14 protein-coding genes and 6 tRNA genes are annotated in these 16,670 nt (G+C 66.6%); 2 read left to right on the plus strand and 18 right to left on the minus strand.

Annotated features, from left to right (window positions below; genetic code table 11):
* Positions 1–60: 60 nt before the first annotated feature.
* The 12 genes from lon to AC1DCJ_RS14885 form a co-directional block, all read right to left on the minus strand.
* A complete protein-coding gene (lon, locus tag AC1DCJ_RS14830) occupies positions 61–2,526 on the minus strand; it encodes an endopeptidase La (protein WP_137190915.1) in 2,466 nt (821 codons plus the stop codon).
* A gap of 142 nt (positions 2,527–2,668) precedes the next feature.
* Positions 2,669–3,958 carry an ATP-dependent Clp protease ATP-binding subunit ClpX gene (clpX, locus tag AC1DCJ_RS14835; protein ID WP_038690151.1) on the minus strand — a complete coding sequence of 430 codons (1,290 nt, stop codon included), beginning with the start codon at positions 3,956–3,958 and terminating at the stop codon, positions 2,669–2,671.
* A gap of 125 nt (positions 3,959–4,083) precedes the next feature.
* Complete coding sequence (clpP, locus tag AC1DCJ_RS14840) at positions 4,084–4,710, minus strand: ATP-dependent Clp endopeptidase proteolytic subunit ClpP (protein WP_038690153.1); 627 nt, start codon at positions 4,708–4,710, stop codon at positions 4,084–4,086.
* Between the two features lie 66 nt (positions 4,711–4,776).
* A complete protein-coding gene (gene tig / locus AC1DCJ_RS14845; protein ID WP_038690156.1) occupies positions 4,777–6,072 on the minus strand; it encodes a trigger factor in 1,296 nt (431 codons plus the stop codon).
* 237 nt (positions 6,073–6,309) lie between these two features.
* Positions 6,310–6,394, minus strand: a tRNA-Leu gene (locus tag AC1DCJ_RS14850).
* A gap of 87 nt (positions 6,395–6,481) precedes the next feature.
* On the minus strand, positions 6,482–7,831 hold the full coding sequence (locus AC1DCJ_RS14855) for a chloride channel protein (protein ID WP_478071293.1): 1,350 nt from the start codon (positions 7,829–7,831) through the stop codon (positions 6,482–6,484).
* A gap of 64 nt (positions 7,832–7,895) precedes the next feature.
* Positions 7,896–8,159, minus strand: coding sequence for a hypothetical protein (locus AC1DCJ_RS14860; RefSeq protein WP_478071294.1), 264 nt, complete (start codon positions 8,157–8,159; stop codon positions 7,896–7,898).
* 267 nt (positions 8,160–8,426) lie between these two features.
* Positions 8,427–8,502 (minus strand) — tRNA-Lys (locus tag AC1DCJ_RS14865).
* Positions 8,503–8,726: 224 nt separating this feature from the next.
* Positions 8,727–8,802, minus strand: a tRNA-Lys gene (locus AC1DCJ_RS14870).
* An 81-nt stretch (positions 8,803–8,883) separates the two neighbouring features.
* Positions 8,884–8,960 (minus strand) — tRNA-His (locus tag AC1DCJ_RS14875).
* A gap of 35 nt (positions 8,961–8,995) precedes the next feature.
* A tRNA-Arg gene (locus AC1DCJ_RS14880) sits at positions 8,996–9,072 on the minus strand.
* A gap of 42 nt (positions 9,073–9,114) precedes the next feature.
* Positions 9,115–9,191: transfer RNA gene (locus AC1DCJ_RS14885), tRNA-Pro, on the minus strand.
* Between the two features lie 175 nt (positions 9,192–9,366).
* Between AC1DCJ_RS14885 and AC1DCJ_RS14890 the strand changes: the two genes are divergently transcribed.
* Positions 9,367–10,125, plus strand: coding sequence for a Bax inhibitor-1/YccA family protein (locus AC1DCJ_RS14890; RefSeq protein WP_313423653.1), 759 nt, complete (start codon positions 9,367–9,369; stop codon positions 10,123–10,125).
* 44 nt (positions 10,126–10,169) lie between these two features.
* Here AC1DCJ_RS14890 and AC1DCJ_RS14895 read toward each other — a convergent pair whose 3' ends face one another.
* The 6 genes from AC1DCJ_RS14895 to grxC all read right to left on the minus strand — a co-directional run bounded on the left by AC1DCJ_RS14895 (position 10,170) and on the right by grxC (position 14,813).
* Positions 10,170–10,931: a sulfite exporter TauE/SafE family protein gene (locus AC1DCJ_RS14895; protein ID WP_478071295.1), complete on the minus strand. Its 762-nt coding sequence runs from the start codon at positions 10,929–10,931 to the stop codon at positions 10,170–10,172.
* Between the two features lie 26 nt (positions 10,932–10,957).
* Positions 10,958–11,866 carry a LysR family transcriptional regulator gene (locus AC1DCJ_RS14900; RefSeq protein ID WP_478071296.1) on the minus strand — a complete coding sequence of 303 codons (909 nt, stop codon included), beginning with the start codon at positions 11,864–11,866 and terminating at the stop codon, positions 10,958–10,960.
* A gap of 56 nt (positions 11,867–11,922) precedes the next feature.
* Positions 11,923–12,666, minus strand: a complete 744-nt coding sequence (locus AC1DCJ_RS14905) for a cysteine hydrolase family protein (RefSeq protein ID WP_141059307.1) — start codon at positions 12,664–12,666, stop codon at positions 11,923–11,925.
* Positions 12,667–12,842: 176 nt separating this feature from the next.
* Positions 12,843–13,850, minus strand: a complete 1,008-nt coding sequence (locus AC1DCJ_RS14910; protein ID WP_038690170.1) for an isocitrate dehydrogenase — start codon at positions 13,848–13,850, stop codon at positions 12,843–12,845.
* A gap of 274 nt (positions 13,851–14,124) precedes the next feature.
* A complete protein-coding gene (locus AC1DCJ_RS14915) occupies positions 14,125–14,517 on the minus strand; it encodes a carboxymuconolactone decarboxylase family protein (protein ID WP_478071297.1) in 393 nt (130 codons plus the stop codon).
* Positions 14,514–14,813 carry a glutaredoxin 3 gene (grxC, locus tag AC1DCJ_RS14920; RefSeq protein WP_137190923.1) on the minus strand — a complete coding sequence of 100 codons (300 nt, stop codon included), beginning with the start codon at positions 14,811–14,813 and terminating at the stop codon, positions 14,514–14,516. The genes AC1DCJ_RS14915 and grxC overlap by 4 nt, the downstream gene beginning before the upstream one ends.
* Positions 14,814–14,973: 160 nt before the next feature.
* On the opposite strand from grxC, the gene AC1DCJ_RS14925 reads away from it, so the two are divergent.
* A complete protein-coding gene (locus AC1DCJ_RS14925) occupies positions 14,974–16,614 on the plus strand; it encodes a M48 family metalloprotease (protein WP_137190924.1) in 1,641 nt (546 codons plus the stop codon).
* The last annotated feature ends 56 nt before the right edge of the window (positions 16,615–16,670 follow it).

Here is a 16,670-nt window from a genome sequence, read left to right on the forward strand (position 1 = left end):
TACCCGCGCAAGCTGAAAAGCCAATAACGACGCGGGTTTCGGGCATTTCGACAGCACATGTCAATGCTTGACGCGCGTGTTGGAAGCTGTCTTGCTCTTGCCGCGCACTGTGACGCGCGCCCCATCCTTCTTGGCCTTCTTCGGGGTGAGCGGGGTCTCCAGGGCCAGGTCCAGCACTTCTTCGATCCACTTCACCGGGATGATCTTCAGATCACGGGTGACATTGGCCGGGATGTCCGCCAGGTCCTTGCGGTTCTCCTCGGGGATGATCACCGTGGTGATGCCGCCACGCAGCGCGGCCAGCAGCTTCTCCTTCAGCCCGCCGATCGCCGTGACGCGGCCACGCAGGGTGATCTCGCCGGTCATCGCCACTTCGGCGCGGATCGGCACCTTGGTCAGCGTGGACACCAGCGAGGTCACCATCGCGATGCCGGCACTGGGGCCGTCCTTGGGGGTGCTGCCGTCGGGCACGTGCACGTGCACGTCGTGCTTCTGCAGGAACTCGTTGTCGATGCCCAGCCGCTCGGCGCGCGAACGCACCACCGACAGGGCGGCCGAGGCCGATTCCTTCATCACGTTGCCCAGCTGGCCGGTCAGGATCAGCTGGCCCTTGCCCGGAACCAGGGTCGATTCGATCTGCAGCAGGTCGCCGCCCACTTCGGTCCAGGCCAGGCCGGTGACCAGGCCGATCTCGTTCTGTTCCTCGGCGCGACCGAAATCAACCCGGCGCACGCCCAGGTACTTGTCCAGGTTCTTGCCGGTGACCACCACCAGTGCCTTCTTCTTCGCACCGGCCTTCTTGCTGGTCTTGGCCGGCTTGGGCAGACCGGCCGGGCCGGCCAGCGCGATTTCCTTGACCACCTTGCGGCAGATCTTGGCCACTTCGCGCTCGAGGTTGCGCACACCCGATTCGCGCGTGTAGTAGCGCACGATGTCCTGGATGGCGTCGGCTTCGATCTCCAGTTCCTCCGGCTTCAGGCCGTTGGCCTTGAGCTGCTTGGGCACCAGGTAGCGCATGGCGATGTTGAGCTTTTCATCCTCGGTGTAGCCGGGGATGCGGATCACTTCCATGCGGTCCAGCAGCGGGCCGGGAATGTTGAGCGAGTTGGAGGTCGCCACGAACATCACTTCGGACAGGTCCAGGTCCACTTCCAGGTAGTGGTCGTTGAACGCGTTGTTCTGCTCCGGATCCAGCACTTCCAGCAGCGCCGACGACGGATCGCCACGGAAGTCCATCGACATCTTGTCGATCTCGTCGAGCACGAACAGCGCGTTCTTGCTGCCCACCTTGTTGAGGTTCTGCACGATGCGGCCCGGCATGGAGCCGACATAGGTGCGACGGTGGCCGCGGATTTCGGCCTCGTCGCGCACGCCGCCCAGGCTCATGCGCACGAACTTGCGGTTGGTCGCCTTGGCGATGGACTGGCCGAGCGAGGTCTTGCCCACGCCGGGCGGGCCGACCAGGCACAGGATCGGGCCCTTCATCTGCTTCACGCGCGACTGCACCGCCAAGTATTCCAGGATGCGGTCCTTGACCTTGTCCAGGCCGAAGTGATCGGCATCCAGCGTGTCCTGCGCGGCCTTGAGGTCCTTGCGCACCTTGGTGCGCTTCTTCCACGGCACGCCCAGCAGCCAGTCCAGGTAGTTGCGCACGACCGCCGCTTCCGCGGACATCGGCGACATCTGCTTGAGCTTGTTGAGCTCGGCCTTGGCCTTGGTTTCCACCGGCTTGGGCATGCCCGCCTCGGCGATCTTGCGGGCCAGTTCGTCCAGCTCGCCGGGCGCGTCGTCCAGGTCACCCAGTTCTTTCTGGATGGCCTTCATCTGCTCGTTGAGGTAGTACTCGCGCTGGCTCTTTTCCATCTGCGACTTCACGCGGCCGCGGATGCGCTTTTCCATCTGCTGGACGTCGATTTCGCCGTCGACCAGGCCCACCAGCATTTCCAGCCGGTCGCCGATCTGCAGGGTTTCCAGCAAACGCTGCTTGTCGGCCAGGCGCACGCTGATGTGCGCGGCGATGGTGTCGGCCAGGCGCGCGGGCTCATCGATGCCGGCCAGGGTCTGCAGCAGCTCCGGCGGCAGCTTGCGGTTGGTCTTGACGTACTGCTCGAACAGCGACATCAGCGAGCGGGCGATCGCTTCGATCTCGCGCGGCTCGCGCGACTCGTCCGATTCGATTTCGGTGGCGATGCCCTGCAGCGCGCCGTCACGCTCGGTGACCTGGGTGACGTTGACCCGCGACAGGCCCTCGACCAGCACCTTGATGGTGCCGTCGGGCAGCTTCAGCAGCTGCAGCACCTGGGCCAGCGTGCCCACCTGGTACAGGTCGGCGGCGGTGGGATCGTCGGTCTCGGCCGACTTCTGCGCCAGCAACAGGATGCGCTTGTCCGCCGCCATCGCCTGTTCCAGCGCGTGCATGGACTTGTCGCGGCCGACAAACAGCGGAATGACCATGTGCGGGAACACCACCACGTCACGCAGCGGCAGTACCGGCAGGTCGAGAGTCTCAGTTGGGGAACGGGCCATGTGGGCTCCAGTGGAACAGTGGGGATGGCCTCCGGGCGCCTCGCCCGGATACAAAAAAAGCCGATGGCCTCGTTATGGGGCCATCGGCTTCTAGATGCAAGCTGTTCTGAAAAACTTCTATCAATTCAATTGCTTGAACCGATTATTCAGCACCAGCCGCCTTCTGTTCAGGCGCCGGTGGCGTCTGGTAGATCAGGTACGGCTCGGACTTGTGCTCGATCACCGATTCATCCACCACGACCTTGCTGACGTTCTCGGCCGACGGCAGGTCGTACATGGTGTCCAGCAGGACCGATTCGACGATGGTACGCAGGCCACGGGCACCGGTCTTGCGCTTGAGCGCCTTGCGGGCGATCGCGGCCAGGGCGTCGGGGCGGAACTCCAGCTCGACGTGCTCCATCTCGAACAGCTTCTTGAACTGCTTGGTGATGGCGTTCTTCGGCTCGGTGAGGATCCGCACCAGGGCGGCCTCGTCCAGCTCTTCCAGGGTCGCAACCACCGGCAGGCGGCCGACGAACTCCGGGATCAGGCCGAACTTGATCAGGTCTTCCGGCTCGACTTCGGCCAGCACCTTGCCAATTTCCTGCTTGCGCTCGGCGCTCTTGACCTTGGCACCAAAGCCGATGCCGCCCGAATCGTTGGAACGCGCCTGGATCACCTTGTCCAGCCCGGCAAACGCGCCGCCGCAGATGAACAGGATGTTCTTGGTGTCCACCTGCAGGAATTCCTGCTGGGGATGCTTGCGCCCGCCCTGCGGCGGCACGCTGGCCACGGTGCCTTCGATCAGCTTCAGCAGGGCCTGCTGAACGCCTTCGCCGGACACGTCACGGGTGATCGACGGGTTCTCGCTCTTGCGCGAGATCTTGTCGATTTCATCGATGTAGACGATGCCCTGCTGTGCCTTCTCGACGTCGTAGTCGCACTTCTGCAGCAGCTTCTGGATGATGTTTTCCACGTCCTCGCCCACGTAACCGGCTTCGGTCAGCGTGGTGGCGTCGGCCATGGTGAACGGCACGTTGAGCAGGCGGGCCAGGGTTTCGGCCAGCAGCGTCTTGCCCGAACCGGTCGGGCCGACCAGCAGGATGTTCGACTTGGCCAGTTCGACCTCGTCGTTCTTCTGCCGGCTCTCGATGCGCTTGTAGTGGTTGTACACAGCCACGGCCAGCGTGCGCTTGGCCCGGTTCTGGCCAATCACGTACTGGTCGAGGACCTCGAGGATCTCGCGCGGCTTGGGCAGCGAACTGCGCGCCGACTGCGCCTTTTCCTCAAGCTCTTCACGGATGATGTCGTTGCACAGCTCCACGCACTCATCGCAGATGAACACGCTCGGGCCCGCAATCAGCTTGCGCACCTCATGCTGGCTCTTTCCGCAGAAAGAGCAGTAGAGGATCTTGCCGGTGTCCGTGGAACGACCTTGGCGGTCTTCGCTCATGCTTCGCTTACCCAGTTACCCCACCCGCTGAACGGGGGTTCGATTCGAGAATAACACAGGGTCGGGGGGACACCAGTCCGCCCGACCCTGCGGAAACAAGCCGGTTTGCCGGCCTGGCTGCATCATCACGCCGGGGTGATCGACTCTTCCGGACGACGTTCGAGCACCTGATCGACCAGACCGTAAGCCACCGCATCGGCGGCGCTCTTGAAGTTGTCACGCTCGGTATCGCGCGCGATGGTCTCCAGCGACTGGCCGGTGTGCTTGGCCAGCACCTCGTTCAGGCGCGAGCGCAGGGTCAGGATTTCACGGGCATGGATGTCGATATCCGTGGCCTGGCCCTGGAAGCCGCCCAGCGGCTGGTGGATCATCACCCGCGAGTTCGGCAGCGCATACCGCTTGCCGGCCGCGCCGGATGCCAGCAGCAGCGCGCCCATCGAGGCGGCCTGGCCGACGCAGATGGTGCTCACGTCCGGCTTGATGTACTGCATGGTGTCGTAGATCGCCATACCGGCGGTGACTACGCCACCGGGCGAGTTGATGTAGATGCTGATGTCCTTTTCCGGGTTGTCCGCTTCCAGGAACAGCAGCTGCGCCACCACCACGTTGGCCATGTGATCGTCGATCGGGCCAACCAGGAAGATCAAACGCTCTTTCAACAGGCGCGAATAGATGTCATAGGCGCGCTCGCCGCGGCTGGTCTGTTCGACCACCATCGGAACCATGTTCAGGGCTGTGGTTCGGTTGTCCATTAGTGAGGCACCTATTTTGGGGGGAACAACCCCGCGCCGGGGCGCGGGGCGTAAAACGCGGGCCGCTTACTGGCGGATCGCGTCCTGGAACGACAGCTGTTCTTCGGTGTGCTGGGCGCGCTCGGCGATCCAGTCGATCACCTGCTCTTCCATCACACGATTCTGCAGCCCACTCATCAGCTGGGGGTCATTGCGGTACATCTCAATGACCTGCTCCGGCTCTTCGTAGGTCGACGCGATCAGGCGCATGGTTTCATTCAGGCGCTTGGGATCCAGGCGCAGGTCGTTCTTGCGGGCCACTTCGCCCACCAGCAGGCCGACCAGCACGCGCTTGGCGGCGGCGTCCTTGAAGCCTTCGTGGGCATCGGCCGGGATTTCGCCCGGGTTGCGGCCGCTGCGGCGGATCTGCTCGATCTGCTGGCCCAGCATGGCGCGGGCTTCGTTCTCGACCAGGCGCGGCGGCATTTCCACCGACGCATAGGCGGCGATCAGCTGCTCGCCCACTTCGCGGCGCAGGCGGTTCATCAGGGCGCCCTTCAGCTCGCGCTCCAGGTTGGCGCGGATGTCCTTGCGGAACTGCTCCTCGTCACCGCCCTTCACGCCGAAGCTCTTGATGAAGTCTTCGTCCACGTCCGGCAGCACCGGGGCGGAGACGTCCACGGCCTTGACCGTGACCTTGACCTGCTTGCCGGCCAGGGCCGGCACGCGCCAGTCGGCCGGGAATTCGACGTCCAGGGTCTTTTCTTCACCCTTGGTCATGCCGACCAGGCCCTGCTCGATCTGCTCGAACATCATGCCCTGGCCCACGATGACGCTGCCCTTTTCGCTGCCTTCGGCCGGCAGGCGCTCATCGCCGGCCTGGGAGAAGGTTTCCAGCGCGACCAGGTCGCCTTCCTGCGCGCCACGGGTGACCGGGCTCCAGCTGCGGCGCTGCTCGCGCAGGTTGGTGATCATCTGGTCGATGTCGGCATCGCTGATGTCGGCGGTGTGGCGCACCACGGTCAGCTTGCTGACGTCCACGTCGCCGAAATCCGGAATCAGCTCGACGGTGGCCACGAAGGAGAATTCGCCTTCCTCGCCCTTGTCGATGCGCGGGGTGCCGGCAATGCGCAGCTCGTGCTCACGCAGGGCGGCATCGAAGGTCTCGCGCAGCAGGCCGTCGACGGCTTCGCTGCGGACCTGCTGGCCGAAACGCTGTTCGATCACCTTGGCCGGGATCTTGCCCGGGCGGAAGCCCTTGATCCGCGCGGTGCGGGCGATTTCGCCCAGACGGCCACTGATGTGGGTCTGCAGGCGGTCTTCCGGCAGCGAGAAGGTCAGGCGGCGTTCCAGATTGCCAGTGGATTCGATCGAAGCTTGCATGTTGACTCCTGCCACCGGCGGCAACGCCCCCGGCACGATGTGATGGATGGAACGGGTTTAGAACGCGGGGTCGTTGACGCGCATGCCCGCCGCAGCCCTGTAGTTTCGCCGATAACGGCCAGCGCCGCCAGCGCGGGCCGGGCGCGGCCGTGAAGGCGCACCAAGGCAGCATGCCGCCGTCTCCCGGGATCCGGGACGTGCCCATCGTCATGGTGCCGGCCAGCGCCGGGAATGGGATGGTGCGAAAGGGGGGACTCGAACCCCCACGCCTTGCGGCACTGGAACCTAAATCCAGGGCGTCTACCAATTCCGCCACTTTCGCGAGCAGATGCTCAGCCCACCATTGTTGCAGGGCTGGAGGCAAAGAAAAAGCGCTGTCGGCGCTACCGGCAAGCGGCGCACCACGCATTCAGGCATCCGGCCGAGCCGGCGGCGCCGCCGGCGGGTGCACGGGCGCGGCGGGCATGGCGTCCAGCAGCCGCTGCGCGAGTGCGCGGTAGATCGGCTGGCGGCAGACCAGCGAGGACACCGCACGGGCCAGCAGCACCGCCGCCAGGATCGGCAGCAGCATGTCCGTGTTATCGGTCAGCTCCATGGAAATGACCGCCGAGGTCAGCGGCGCCTGGGTGACCCCGGTGAGGTAGGCACACATGCCCAGCAGCACCACCGCCGACGGGTCCACCCCGGGCAGCAGCGCGGCCAGGTTGTGGCCGATGCCAGCCCCGACTGCCAATGCAGGCGAAAACAGCCCGCCCGGGATGCCGGCGATATACGACACCAGGTTGGCGGCAAGCTTCATCAGGCCGAATTCGTGCCCGACCAGCGCCTGCCCCTGCACCAGGCCGCGGGCCTGCTCGTACCCGGTGCCGAACGCGCCCGCGCCGAACACCAGCCCCAGCAGGGCCAGCAGCAGCCCGCAGGCGGCAGCGAACAGCACCGGTCGCGCCGCCCTGGCCCGCCCCAGCCAGCGCGGGCGTCCGTCCATCGCGGCCAGCACCACGCGGCTGAAGAGACCCCCGGCCAGACCACCGACCACCCCGCACAACAGCACCGCCAGCCAGCCCATGCCGAGCGGCAGTGCCACATCGACCCGGCCGAAATAGGTGTAGTTGCCCAGCAGCCCCAGCGAAACCACGCCGCCGACGATCACCGCGGTCAGCAGCGCGCCCGAGAAGCGATGCTCCAGCCGCCCGGACAGCTCCTCGATGGCGAACACCACGCCGGCCAGCGGGGTGTTGAACGCCGCCGCGATACCCGCCGCACCACCGGCCAGCAGGAAGTGGCCGGCGTGGCGCGGGTCGCGGAAGCCCAGCGCACGCCCGATCACGTACATCAGGCTGGCCCCGACATGCACGGTGGGGCCTTCGCGCCCGACCGACGCCCCACCCAGCAAGGCCAGCACCGTGAGCCCCAGCTTGCCGGCAGACACCGGCAGCGCCAGGTTGCGCTGGCGGAAGTCGGCATCGGGCTTGTCCAACGCGGCGATCACCTGCGGAATGCCGCTGCCGCGGGTGGGCTTGAGCGCACCGTGGGTGAGCCAGGCCAACAGGCCGAACACGGCCGGGGTGAGCAGCAGCGGCCACCACGGCGAGGCATCGTAGATGCGCCGGAACAGCGCGAATGCCGCGTCACTGGCCTTGGCGAACAGGATGGCGGCCAGCGCCACGGCCACTGCCCCGCCCCACAGCGCGAGGCGCTCGAACCATTGCTGCCGCGAGCCGAGCCAGCGCGTGCGCGACGAAGGTGACGGGGTATCCATGCCGATAGTGTTCCACCGGACCGATCCACGCGATGTGCAGTGACTGGCGGCAGCGGCGGCCGAATCAGTCGGTTGGCACGGCCTGGGCGGGCTGGAAGTCACCCTCGGCCAGGTCGGTACGCAGCACGGTCTGCGCGTAAGGATGGGCCGGCGCGTCTGCGAGCGGGGTGGCAGGCACGAACGTACCCGGCGCCATGTCGTGGCGAACCACCGTGGTGGCGTACTGCGCCTGCATCGCCGGCGGTGCGGCCTGCGGCGGCGCGTCGGCCGCCAGCGCGGTACCGGCAAAGGCGGCCAGCATGAGTCCGGCAAAGGTGGGAAGAGTCATCGTTGCTGCCCTCGAACAGGCGCCGTTGGCGCGGTACGTCGAGTGAAGCGCGGTTGCCAGGCACAGACCGTGCGCGGCGTTGCAGGTTGGGAAAACGCCGTGACGTGTTCGGCGCGGCAGGCGGCGGGAAGTCATGGCAACTCCGTGCGCGATGGAGATCCTGGCGCGTTGGACCGTTGCCGAGCGTGGCTCGGCACTACCGGGTTGCGTCGCACGCGAACGCCGGGCAAGAAAAAAGCCACCTGGATGACCAGGTGGCTTTCGTCTTGGTGGGCTGTCAAGGATTCGAACCTTGGACCTATTGATTAAGAGTCAACTGCTCTACCAACTGAGCTAACAGCCCGAAAATCGGGAGGCGAATTATGCTGGACTTCCCACAGGGGATGCAAGCACTTTTTCTAAACGGGTGAGAAACACCGCTCCGCGGTAGAGCCGGGCTCTGCCCGGCTGGCAGAGCTTCGATCCCTCTCGGCTCTACGTGGTTGCCGAGCGTGGCTCGGCACTACCAACGCCCACAGAACCGCAGGCAAGAAAAAAGCCACCTGGATAACCAGGTGGCTTCTGTCTTGGTGGGCTGTCAAGGATTCGAACCTTGGACCTATTGATTAAGAGTCAACTGCTCTACCAACTGAGCTAACAGCCCTGAAAACTCAGACGCACATTGTAACGCGTGTGTCGTCTTTTGCAACCCTGATTCACTTTCGGCGAACCAGTTTCAAATCAGTGGGGTGGCTGAGGGGACTCGAACCCCCGACCTCCGGAATCACAATCCGGAACTCTAACCAACTGAGCTACAGCCACCACTGAAACCTTTGCTTCCTGACGCATGCACCCGATGGTGCGCCCGACAGGAATCGAACCTGTAACCGCCGGCTTAGAAGGCCGGTGCTCTATCCAGTTGAGCTACGGGCGCCCTGGCTGGATTATCGCATTTCAATCCTGTTTTGAGCAGGCTTGGTCGGGGTAGAGGGATTCGAACCCCCGACATCCTGCTCCCAAAGCAGGCGCGCTACCAGACTGCGCTATACCCCGGCGGTTGATCCCTCCGAGGTTCCCCCCGAAAGAGTCGGCTATTGTGGGAATGTGCGCGGGATCTGTCAACGCTTTTTTCACGTTGTCGTGCATGCCCCGATCCCGCAACGGTGTATCGGCTATTCTCGGCACAGCGGCCGGATGGTCGGCACCCTACCCTTCAAGGAGATTGGCAATGCGCAGCGGCAACCCCGCACTTTCCGAATCGACGTTCCTCGACCTGGCCAGTGGCTCGGTGGTGACCTCGCCCGATCAGGTAATGACCATCAATGGCACCGTCAACAAGACCGGCGTGCTGTTGCTGCTGACCGTGCTGACCGCGGCGTACGCGTGGAGCCAGGCCATCGACGCCTCCGGCCTGCCCACCTCCAGCGCCATGCTGTACGCGATGGGCGGTGCGATCGGCGGCCTGGTGCTGGCGCTGGTGACAGTGTTCAAGAAGGAATGGTCGCCGGTGACCGCGCCGATGTACGCGCTGGTGGAAGGCCTGTTCCTGGGATCCATCTCGGCCCTGTTCAACGCCAAGTTCCCGGGCATCGTGATGCAGGCGGTGATGCTCACCTTCGGCACCCTGTTCGTGATGCTGGCCGCTTACCGCAGCGGGCTGATCAAGGTCACCGAGAACTTCAAGCTCGGCGTGGTCGCCGCAACCGGCGGCATCGCGCTGCTGTACCTGGCCTCGTTCGTGCTGGGCTTCTTCAACATCAACATCCCGATGATCCATGAAGGCGGCTGGCTCGGCATCGCCTTCAGCCTGTTCGTGGTGGTGGTGGCCGCGCTGAACCTGGTGCTGGATTTCGACTTCATCGAAACCGGTGCCGAGGCCCGCGCACCGAAGTACATGGAGTGGTACGGCGCGTTCGGCCTGATGGTCACGCTGGTGTGGCTGTACGTGGAATTCCTGCGCCTGCTGTCGAAGATCCAGCAGCGCTGAATCACCGCAGGGAAACACCCAAGGGCGCCTTCGGGCGCCCTTTTTCATGCGCCGGCGTGGCGGGCCAGCAGCGTGGGCACTGACGAGGCCAGCAGCGCCACGCCCGAGGCGGTCAGCAGACCCAGCACGATCTGGCGGAAGCGCGCTTCGCTGATACCGATGTAGAGACGCGCGCCGAGCAGCGTCGGTACCAGCATGGCCGGCGCGACGATGGCGAAGTACGGCAGCATCTGGACGGTGACCACGCCACTGCCCAGGTACACGCCCATGGTGACCAGCAGCATGGACAGGTTGAAGTTCTGGATGACTGCTCGCTGCTCGTCCTTGCCGAAGCCACGCAGCGTCGCCCAGAGCGTTGGCACCGGCCCGGCGAAGCCACCGATGCCGCTGAGCACGCCGCCGGCCATGCCGGCCACCGTGTCGCCCAGGCGCCCGCCGACGGTGATGGGCGGCAGGGAACGCGCCATCAGCATGACCGGGCACCACAGCGCAAGAAACCCACCCAGCAGCGCCTTGAACCACGCCATGTCCAGGTGCGGCAACACCGCCAAGCCCAGCGGAATGCCCGCCAATCCGCCCAGTACGAACGGCAGCAGCAACCGCAGGTTGAAGCCGCGGCGCACGGTGAACACCGCCAGCAACTGACCCACCAGCGCACCGAACACCGACAACGTGGCCGCCAGCCGCGGGTCCAGGGTCCACGCCCAGAACGACATCGCCACCATGCCGAACGCGAAGCCGGACAGGCCCTGCACGAATCCCGCCACGATCGCGCCCAGCGCGACCACCAGATACACCGAATCCATCCACGCTTCCTGTTGCTGGGCGACCGCTAGGCGGCCGCGCTGACCAGCCCAGCGTAATGTGCGGCCAGGTAGTCCACCAGCGCGCGCACCTTCGGCGCCAGCGAACGGGCGTGCGGATACAGCGCGAAGTAGCGGCGATCACCCCCATGCCAGCCGGGCAGCACGCGGATCAGGCGGCCGGCACGCAGGTCGTCCTGCACGGTCAATGCGGTGAACAGGCTGATGCCCATGCCGGCCTGCACGGCGGCGTACAGGGCGGGCGTGGCATCCACGCGCAGGCGCTGGCCAACTTCCACGCTGGTGTGGGCAGCCCGCGGCCCGTGCAGGTGCCACGCGGTGCTGGCGCCGCCGGGCTGGAACGCCAGCAGCGTATGGGCCTGCAGGTCCGTCACCTGGCGTGGCAGGCCATGCCGGGCCAGATAGGCCGGTGCGGCCACCAGGATGCGCGGGCAGCAGGCCAGTTCGCGCGCCACCAGTTGGCTGTCGGGCAAGGTGGCGGCAATGCGCAGCGCCATGTCGAAACCGCCACCGACCACGTCGACCAGCTGATCGTCGGCGCACAGGTCGAGCGAGACCTGCGGATAGCGGGCCAGGAAACCGGGCAACCAGTGCGGCAGCTCCTGGCTTGCGACAACCTGCGGCACGCTGATCCGCACCCGGCCGCTCGGCGCTGCCTGCACGGCGCGGGCGCGGTCGTCGGCCAGTTCCAGCCGCTCCAGCAGGGCCACGGCATCGCGGTAATAGTCGCGCCCGGCCTCGGTCAGCGACAGCCGCCGGGTGGTGCGATCCAGCAACCGGACCTGCAGGTGCTCTTCCAGCTGCCGCAGTTGCCGCGACATGGACGAATGCGTGGTCCCCTGCCGCTCGGCGGCCGCACTGAAACTGCCGGCCTCGACGATGGCGCGCAGCGCGCGCAGGGCGGCGAAGTGGTCCATCGACAGGCAGCTCCGGGCAGGTGGCGGGACCCGCGGCTGCGGGCCCCGCCAGCTTATCAAGCGCCGTTGCCCGCCTCGCGCACCGGCAGGGCCAGGATCGCGTCGGTGGTCATGACATCGCCGAACGCATCCTGGATCTGCGCCAGCGACGCCTCGTGCAGCGCGCGGTGGCCGATGCGCTTGCCGTCGGCCAGGTCCAGGTCGCGGCTGGCGCTGGCGTCGGACGCCACGAGCACGCGATGGCCGCGCGGCGCGGCCGCCGCATCGCGGGCCGCACCGACGACGCAGGCGTGTGTCTGCAGGCCGGTGATGATCAACGTGTCGATGCCGGCGTCCTTGAGCACGTTGTCCAGCACCGCGGCCGAGGCACCGGCGAACACGCTGACGTTGTCTTTCTGGATGACGGTTTCACCATTGCGCGGCTGCATGTCGCGATGGAAGGCGACGTTGACGCTGCCCTGCGCGAACAGCGGCGCGCCGGCCGGCAGCACATGCTGGACGTGGATGACGCGGATGCCGTGGGCATCGGCGAAGTCGACCACGCGGCGGGTCTGGCGCAGTGCGGCCACGCCGTCGGGAATGACCATGCGGCCGCCGGTAAAGCCTGGCGCGGCATCTGCATCGAAGTACTCGTTCTGGACATCGATCACCAGCACGGCGGTCTTTGCTGCATCCAGCGAGGCTACGTTCGGGGCACCGGCCAGGTGGCGGATGGTGGGGTGGGACGGTTCGGCGGCGGCGACCGGGGCGGTGGCGGCCATGCCGATCAAGCCGGCAAGACCGAAGGCGGTGAGGTTCATGTGGGCACTCCTGCGCGTTGAAAGTGGGCACAGGATGCGCGCCGGCCTGTGCACCAACCAGCCCTCTTCCAGCACATCATCTGTGCATCAACTGCACAGATAGCGCTCCAGACCCCCAACGCAACGGGGCGCCCGAAGGCGCCCCGCTGTGGACTCTGCCGATGTCGACCGACCGCTTACAGGCGGCTGGCGATGGCCTGGGCGAAGCCCATCGTGTTGCCGGTGCCGCCGAGGTCGCCGGTCAGCGAGTCCTTGGCTTCCAGGGTGGCGACGATGGCCTTGCGCAGGCGCTCGGCGTTGTCGGTCTGGCCGACGTGGTCCAGCATCTGCGCGGCCGCCAGCAGCAGCGCGCACGGATTGGCCTTGCCCTGGCCGGCGATGTCCGGCGCGGTGCCGTGCACGGCTTCGAAGATGGCCGCGTTCTCACCGATGTTGGCACCCGGGGCCAGGCCCAGGCCGCCCACCAGACCAGCGCACAGGTCGGAGATGATGTCGCCGAACAGGTTGGTGGTGACGATGATGTCGAACTGTTCCGGACGCATCACCAGCTGCATGCAGCAGTTGTCGACGATCATTTCCTGGAACTCGATGTCCGGGTACTTGGCCGCCACTTCGCGGGCCACGGCCAGGAACAGGCCCGAGGTCGACTTGATGATGTTGGCCTTGTGCACGGCGGTGACCTTCTTGCGGCCGGTGCTGCGGGCCAGCTCGAAGGCATAGCGCACGATGCGCTCGGAGCCCTTGCGGGTGATGCGGGTACCGGAGAACGCGGTCTCGCCGTCGGCCGACACTTCCTGGCCTTCGGCCAGGTAGGCGCCTTCGGTGTTCTCACGCACGGTGATCAGGTCCACGCCGTCGCCGAAGCGCGACTTGGTGTTCGGGAACGACACGGCCGGACGCACGTTGGCGTACAGGTCGAAGTGACGGCGCAGGCTGACGTTGATCGAGGTGAAGCCGCCACCGACCGGCGTGGTCAGCGGGCTCTTCAGGGCGATCTTGTTGCGTGCGATCGATTCCAGCGTGGAAGCGGGCATCAGGTCGCCGTGCTTTTCCAGCGCGACCAGGCCGGCATCGGCGTCTTCGTATTCAAAGCCGGTGTCCAGCTTGCCGAGCACGAACAGGGTAGCGTCCATGATCTCCGGGCCGATGCCGTCACCGCGGATGACCGTGATTTTCTGCGTCATTGATGTGTATTCCGAACCGAGGGGGAGCGCCGTCCGTCAGCTAGGCGGAGCACGGGCGCAAGGGAAGTTTCATCGGCAATTATGCCTGACCCGCCCAACGGACCCAAATCCGCCATTGGTGGTAGTGCCGGCCGCTGGCCGGCAACCAAGACAGCCACACACACCGGTAGCCACCGACCGCTGGTCGGTGGGCACGCAGTGCCGAACATGAACAGAAACCCGCCGGCGCGTCGCCGGCGTCATCAGGGAGGGCAGCGCGGCGGCCGCCCCGGCCTCAATGCTCGTGAACCGCCGGCGCGGCGGCGCCGCCCTCGAGCTGGTCCAGGAAATCGACCGCGCGGCGCAGGTGCGGAATCACGATGGAGCCACCGACCACCAGGCCGACCGAGAACGTCTCGAAGAACTCCTCGCGGGTCACCCCGGCGTCCTTGCACTGGGCCACGTGGTAGCTGATGCAGTCATCGCAACGCAGCACCATCGAGGCGACCAGGCCCAGCAGCTCCTTGGTCTTCACATCCAGCGCGCCGGCCTGGTAGGTCTGGGTGTCCAGCGCGAAGAAGCGGCGGACCACCTGGTTGGGCTCGCCCAGGATGCGCTGGTTCATGCGCTGGCGGAATTCGGTGAACTCGGCGATGCGGTCCTTGCTGCCGTCGTCGGTCGCGCTCACGCCTGGCCCTCGCCGGCCAGCAGCGGTTCCAGCTTGCCGGCCCGGTGCAACGCCATCATGTCGTCATAGCCGCCCACGTGGACCTCGCCGACGAAGATCTGCGGCACGCTGGTGCGGCGGGTCTTGGCCATCATCTTGTCGCGCTCGACCGGGTCCAGGTCGATCCGCACTTCGGTCCAGTCGCGCCCTTTGCTCTTCAGGAAGTTCTTGGCGGCCACGCAGTAGGGGCAGACAGCGGTGGAATAGATGGTGATGGCGGGGGCCCCACCCGGGTTGGACGCAACATCTTGGCTCACGGGAAACTCCACGGACAAACGAGTGTCTGTATATGGTAGCTGTCCGCTGGTTTTTCCATGTCATGACCGCAACACTGTGGATTAACCGTAGATTTGCACCCGGCCTGTCACGCTACCGGGCCTGCCCCCTCCACCCGCCCTGCCCGTCCTGGAGCTTCGATTGCGCCCTCTGCTGCTCTCCGCCGCGCTCACCCTCGCCCTGGCCACGCCGTTGGCCTCGGCCCAGGACAGCAAGCTGCCGGACATCGGGTCGTCGGCCGGGGAACTGCTGACCCCGGCGCGCCAGGCCGAATACGGCGGGATGATGCTGCGCGAGCTGCGCAACTACGGCTTCCTGCTGGACGACCCGCTGGTGGACGACTGGCTGCAGAACATCGGCACCCGGCTGGGCTCCAACAGCGCCCAGCCCCGCCAGTCCTATACGTTCTTCATGCTCAAGGACCGCCAGATCAATGCGTTCGCCACGCTCGGCGGCTATGTGGGGGTCAACGCCGGCCTGGTGCTGACCGCCGAACGCGAGGACGAGGTGGCCGCGGTGCTGTCCCACGAGATCGCCCACGTCACCCAGCAGCACGTGCTGCGCGGGGTGGAGCGCGCCCAGCGCGACCAGATCCCGATCCTGCTGGGCATGCTGGCCGCGGTGGTCGCCGCGCAGCAGGCCGGCGGCAGCTCCTCCGGCGATGCAACCATGGCCGCGATCACCTCGGGCATGGGCCTGATGCAGCAGCGCCAGATCAACTACACCCGCAGCAACGAATCCGAAGCCGACCGCCTGGGCATCCGCACCCTGGCCCGCAGCGGCTACGACGTGGATGCGATGGCCGGTTTCTTCGAACGCATGTCCGCCTCGATGCGCGGCAACGCCGGCGGCTACTCGGTCCCCGACTTCCTGCAGACCCACCCGGTCAACACCACCCGGATCAGCGAGGCCAAGGCCCGCGCCGAGCAGATGAAGAAGGACACCGTCCTGCTGACCACCGAGGTTCCCGGCGGGGTCCGCCAGGAACGGGTGAACCCCACCGACCCGGCGCTGTCGGACCCGATCGTGCGCCGCGGCAACCCGCTGCTGCCGGCTTCGATGCAGCTGTCGGTGAACGCCCTCAGCCGGGGCGCCAGCGGCCAGTTCGAGTGGGCGCGCGAACGCCTGCGCGTGCTCAGCGCCGACACCCCGGGCGACGTGGTGCGCGAGTACGAAAGCCTGCAGCGCGCGCAGAAGAACGGCCTGGGCCCGGCGCAGCGCTACGGCCTGGCCCTGGCGCGACTGCGCAACAGCGGCGCCGCCCAGGCCCGTACCGACCTTGCCGCGCTGCTGGGCGACCATCCCGACAACCTGTGGGTCGCCGTGGCCCTGGGCCAGGCCGAATCCCGCGCCGGCCAGGCTGCCCAGGCCAACGCCCGCTTCGAGACGCTGCTGCGCCAGCACCCGGGCAGCCGCCCGGTGGCGCTGACCTACGCCGAAGTCCTCAACGAGCAGGGCGGCCGCGAGGCCGGCCAGCGCGCCCAGGCGATGCTGCGCCCGCTGCTGTCGCAAAGCGGCAATGATCCGGTGTTCCAGCTGCGTTATGCCCGGGCCAGCGAACTGGCCGGCGACACCGTACGGGCCAGCGAGGCGTACGCCGAGGCGGCCTACCTGAACGGCCGGCCGGAGCAGGCGCTGATCCAGCTGCAGGCCCTGAAGAAGCAGCCCGGGCTGGACTACGTGGGCCGCGCGCGGGTGGATGCGCGCATCGAGACCATCACCCCGACCGTGCTCGAAATGCGCCGCCAGGGTGTTCGCGACCCGGAGCTGGAACGGCGCTGAGCCGGCGGTCGCGCGGCCGGCAGATGACCAGCACATGGCAATCGGCATCGATCGCC

Source organism: Stenotrophomonas sp. 10N36, assembly GCF_056395005.1.

What these genes read in the sequence shown, in the direction of transcription:
- AC1DCJ_RS14855 (WP_478071293.1), bottom strand. Translation starts at nt 7,831, where the DNA reads ATGGATACCCCGTCACCTTCGTCGCGCACGCGCTGGCTCGGCTCGCGG.
- AC1DCJ_RS14905 (WP_141059307.1), bottom strand. Translation starts at nt 12,666, where the DNA reads ATGAACCTCACCGCCTTCGGTCTTGCCGGCTTGATCGGCATGGCCGCC.
- AC1DCJ_RS14890 (WP_313423653.1), top strand. Translation starts at nt 9,367, where the DNA reads ATGCGCAGCGGCAACCCCGCACTTTCCGAATCGACGTTCCTCGACCTG.
- AC1DCJ_RS14860 (WP_478071294.1), bottom strand. Translation starts at nt 8,159, where the DNA reads ATGACTCTTCCCACCTTTGCCGGACTCATGCTGGCCGCCTTTGCCGGT.
- tig (WP_038690156.1), bottom strand. Translation starts at nt 6,072, where the DNA reads ATGCAAGCTTCGATCGAATCCACTGGCAATCTGGAACGCCGCCTGACC.
- clpP (WP_038690153.1), bottom strand. Translation starts at nt 4,710, where the DNA reads ATGGACAACCGAACCACAGCCCTGAACATGGTTCCGATGGTGGTCGAA.
- AC1DCJ_RS14900 (WP_478071296.1), bottom strand. Translation starts at nt 11,866, where the DNA reads ATGGACCACTTCGCCGCCCTGCGCGCGCTGCGCGCCATCGTCGAGGCC.
- AC1DCJ_RS14895 (WP_478071295.1), bottom strand. Translation starts at nt 10,931, where the DNA reads ATGGATTCGGTGTATCTGGTGGTCGCGCTGGGCGCGATCGTGGCGGGA.
- clpX (WP_038690151.1), bottom strand. Translation starts at nt 3,958, where the DNA reads ATGAGCGAAGACCGCCAAGGTCGTTCCACGGACACCGGCAAGATCCTC.
- AC1DCJ_RS14910 (WP_038690170.1), bottom strand. Translation starts at nt 13,850, where the DNA reads ATGACGCAGAAAATCACGGTCATCCGCGGTGACGGCATCGGCCCGGAG.
- lon (WP_137190915.1), bottom strand. Translation starts at nt 2,526, where the DNA reads ATGGCCCGTTCCCCAACTGAGACTCTCGACCTGCCGGTACTGCCGCTG.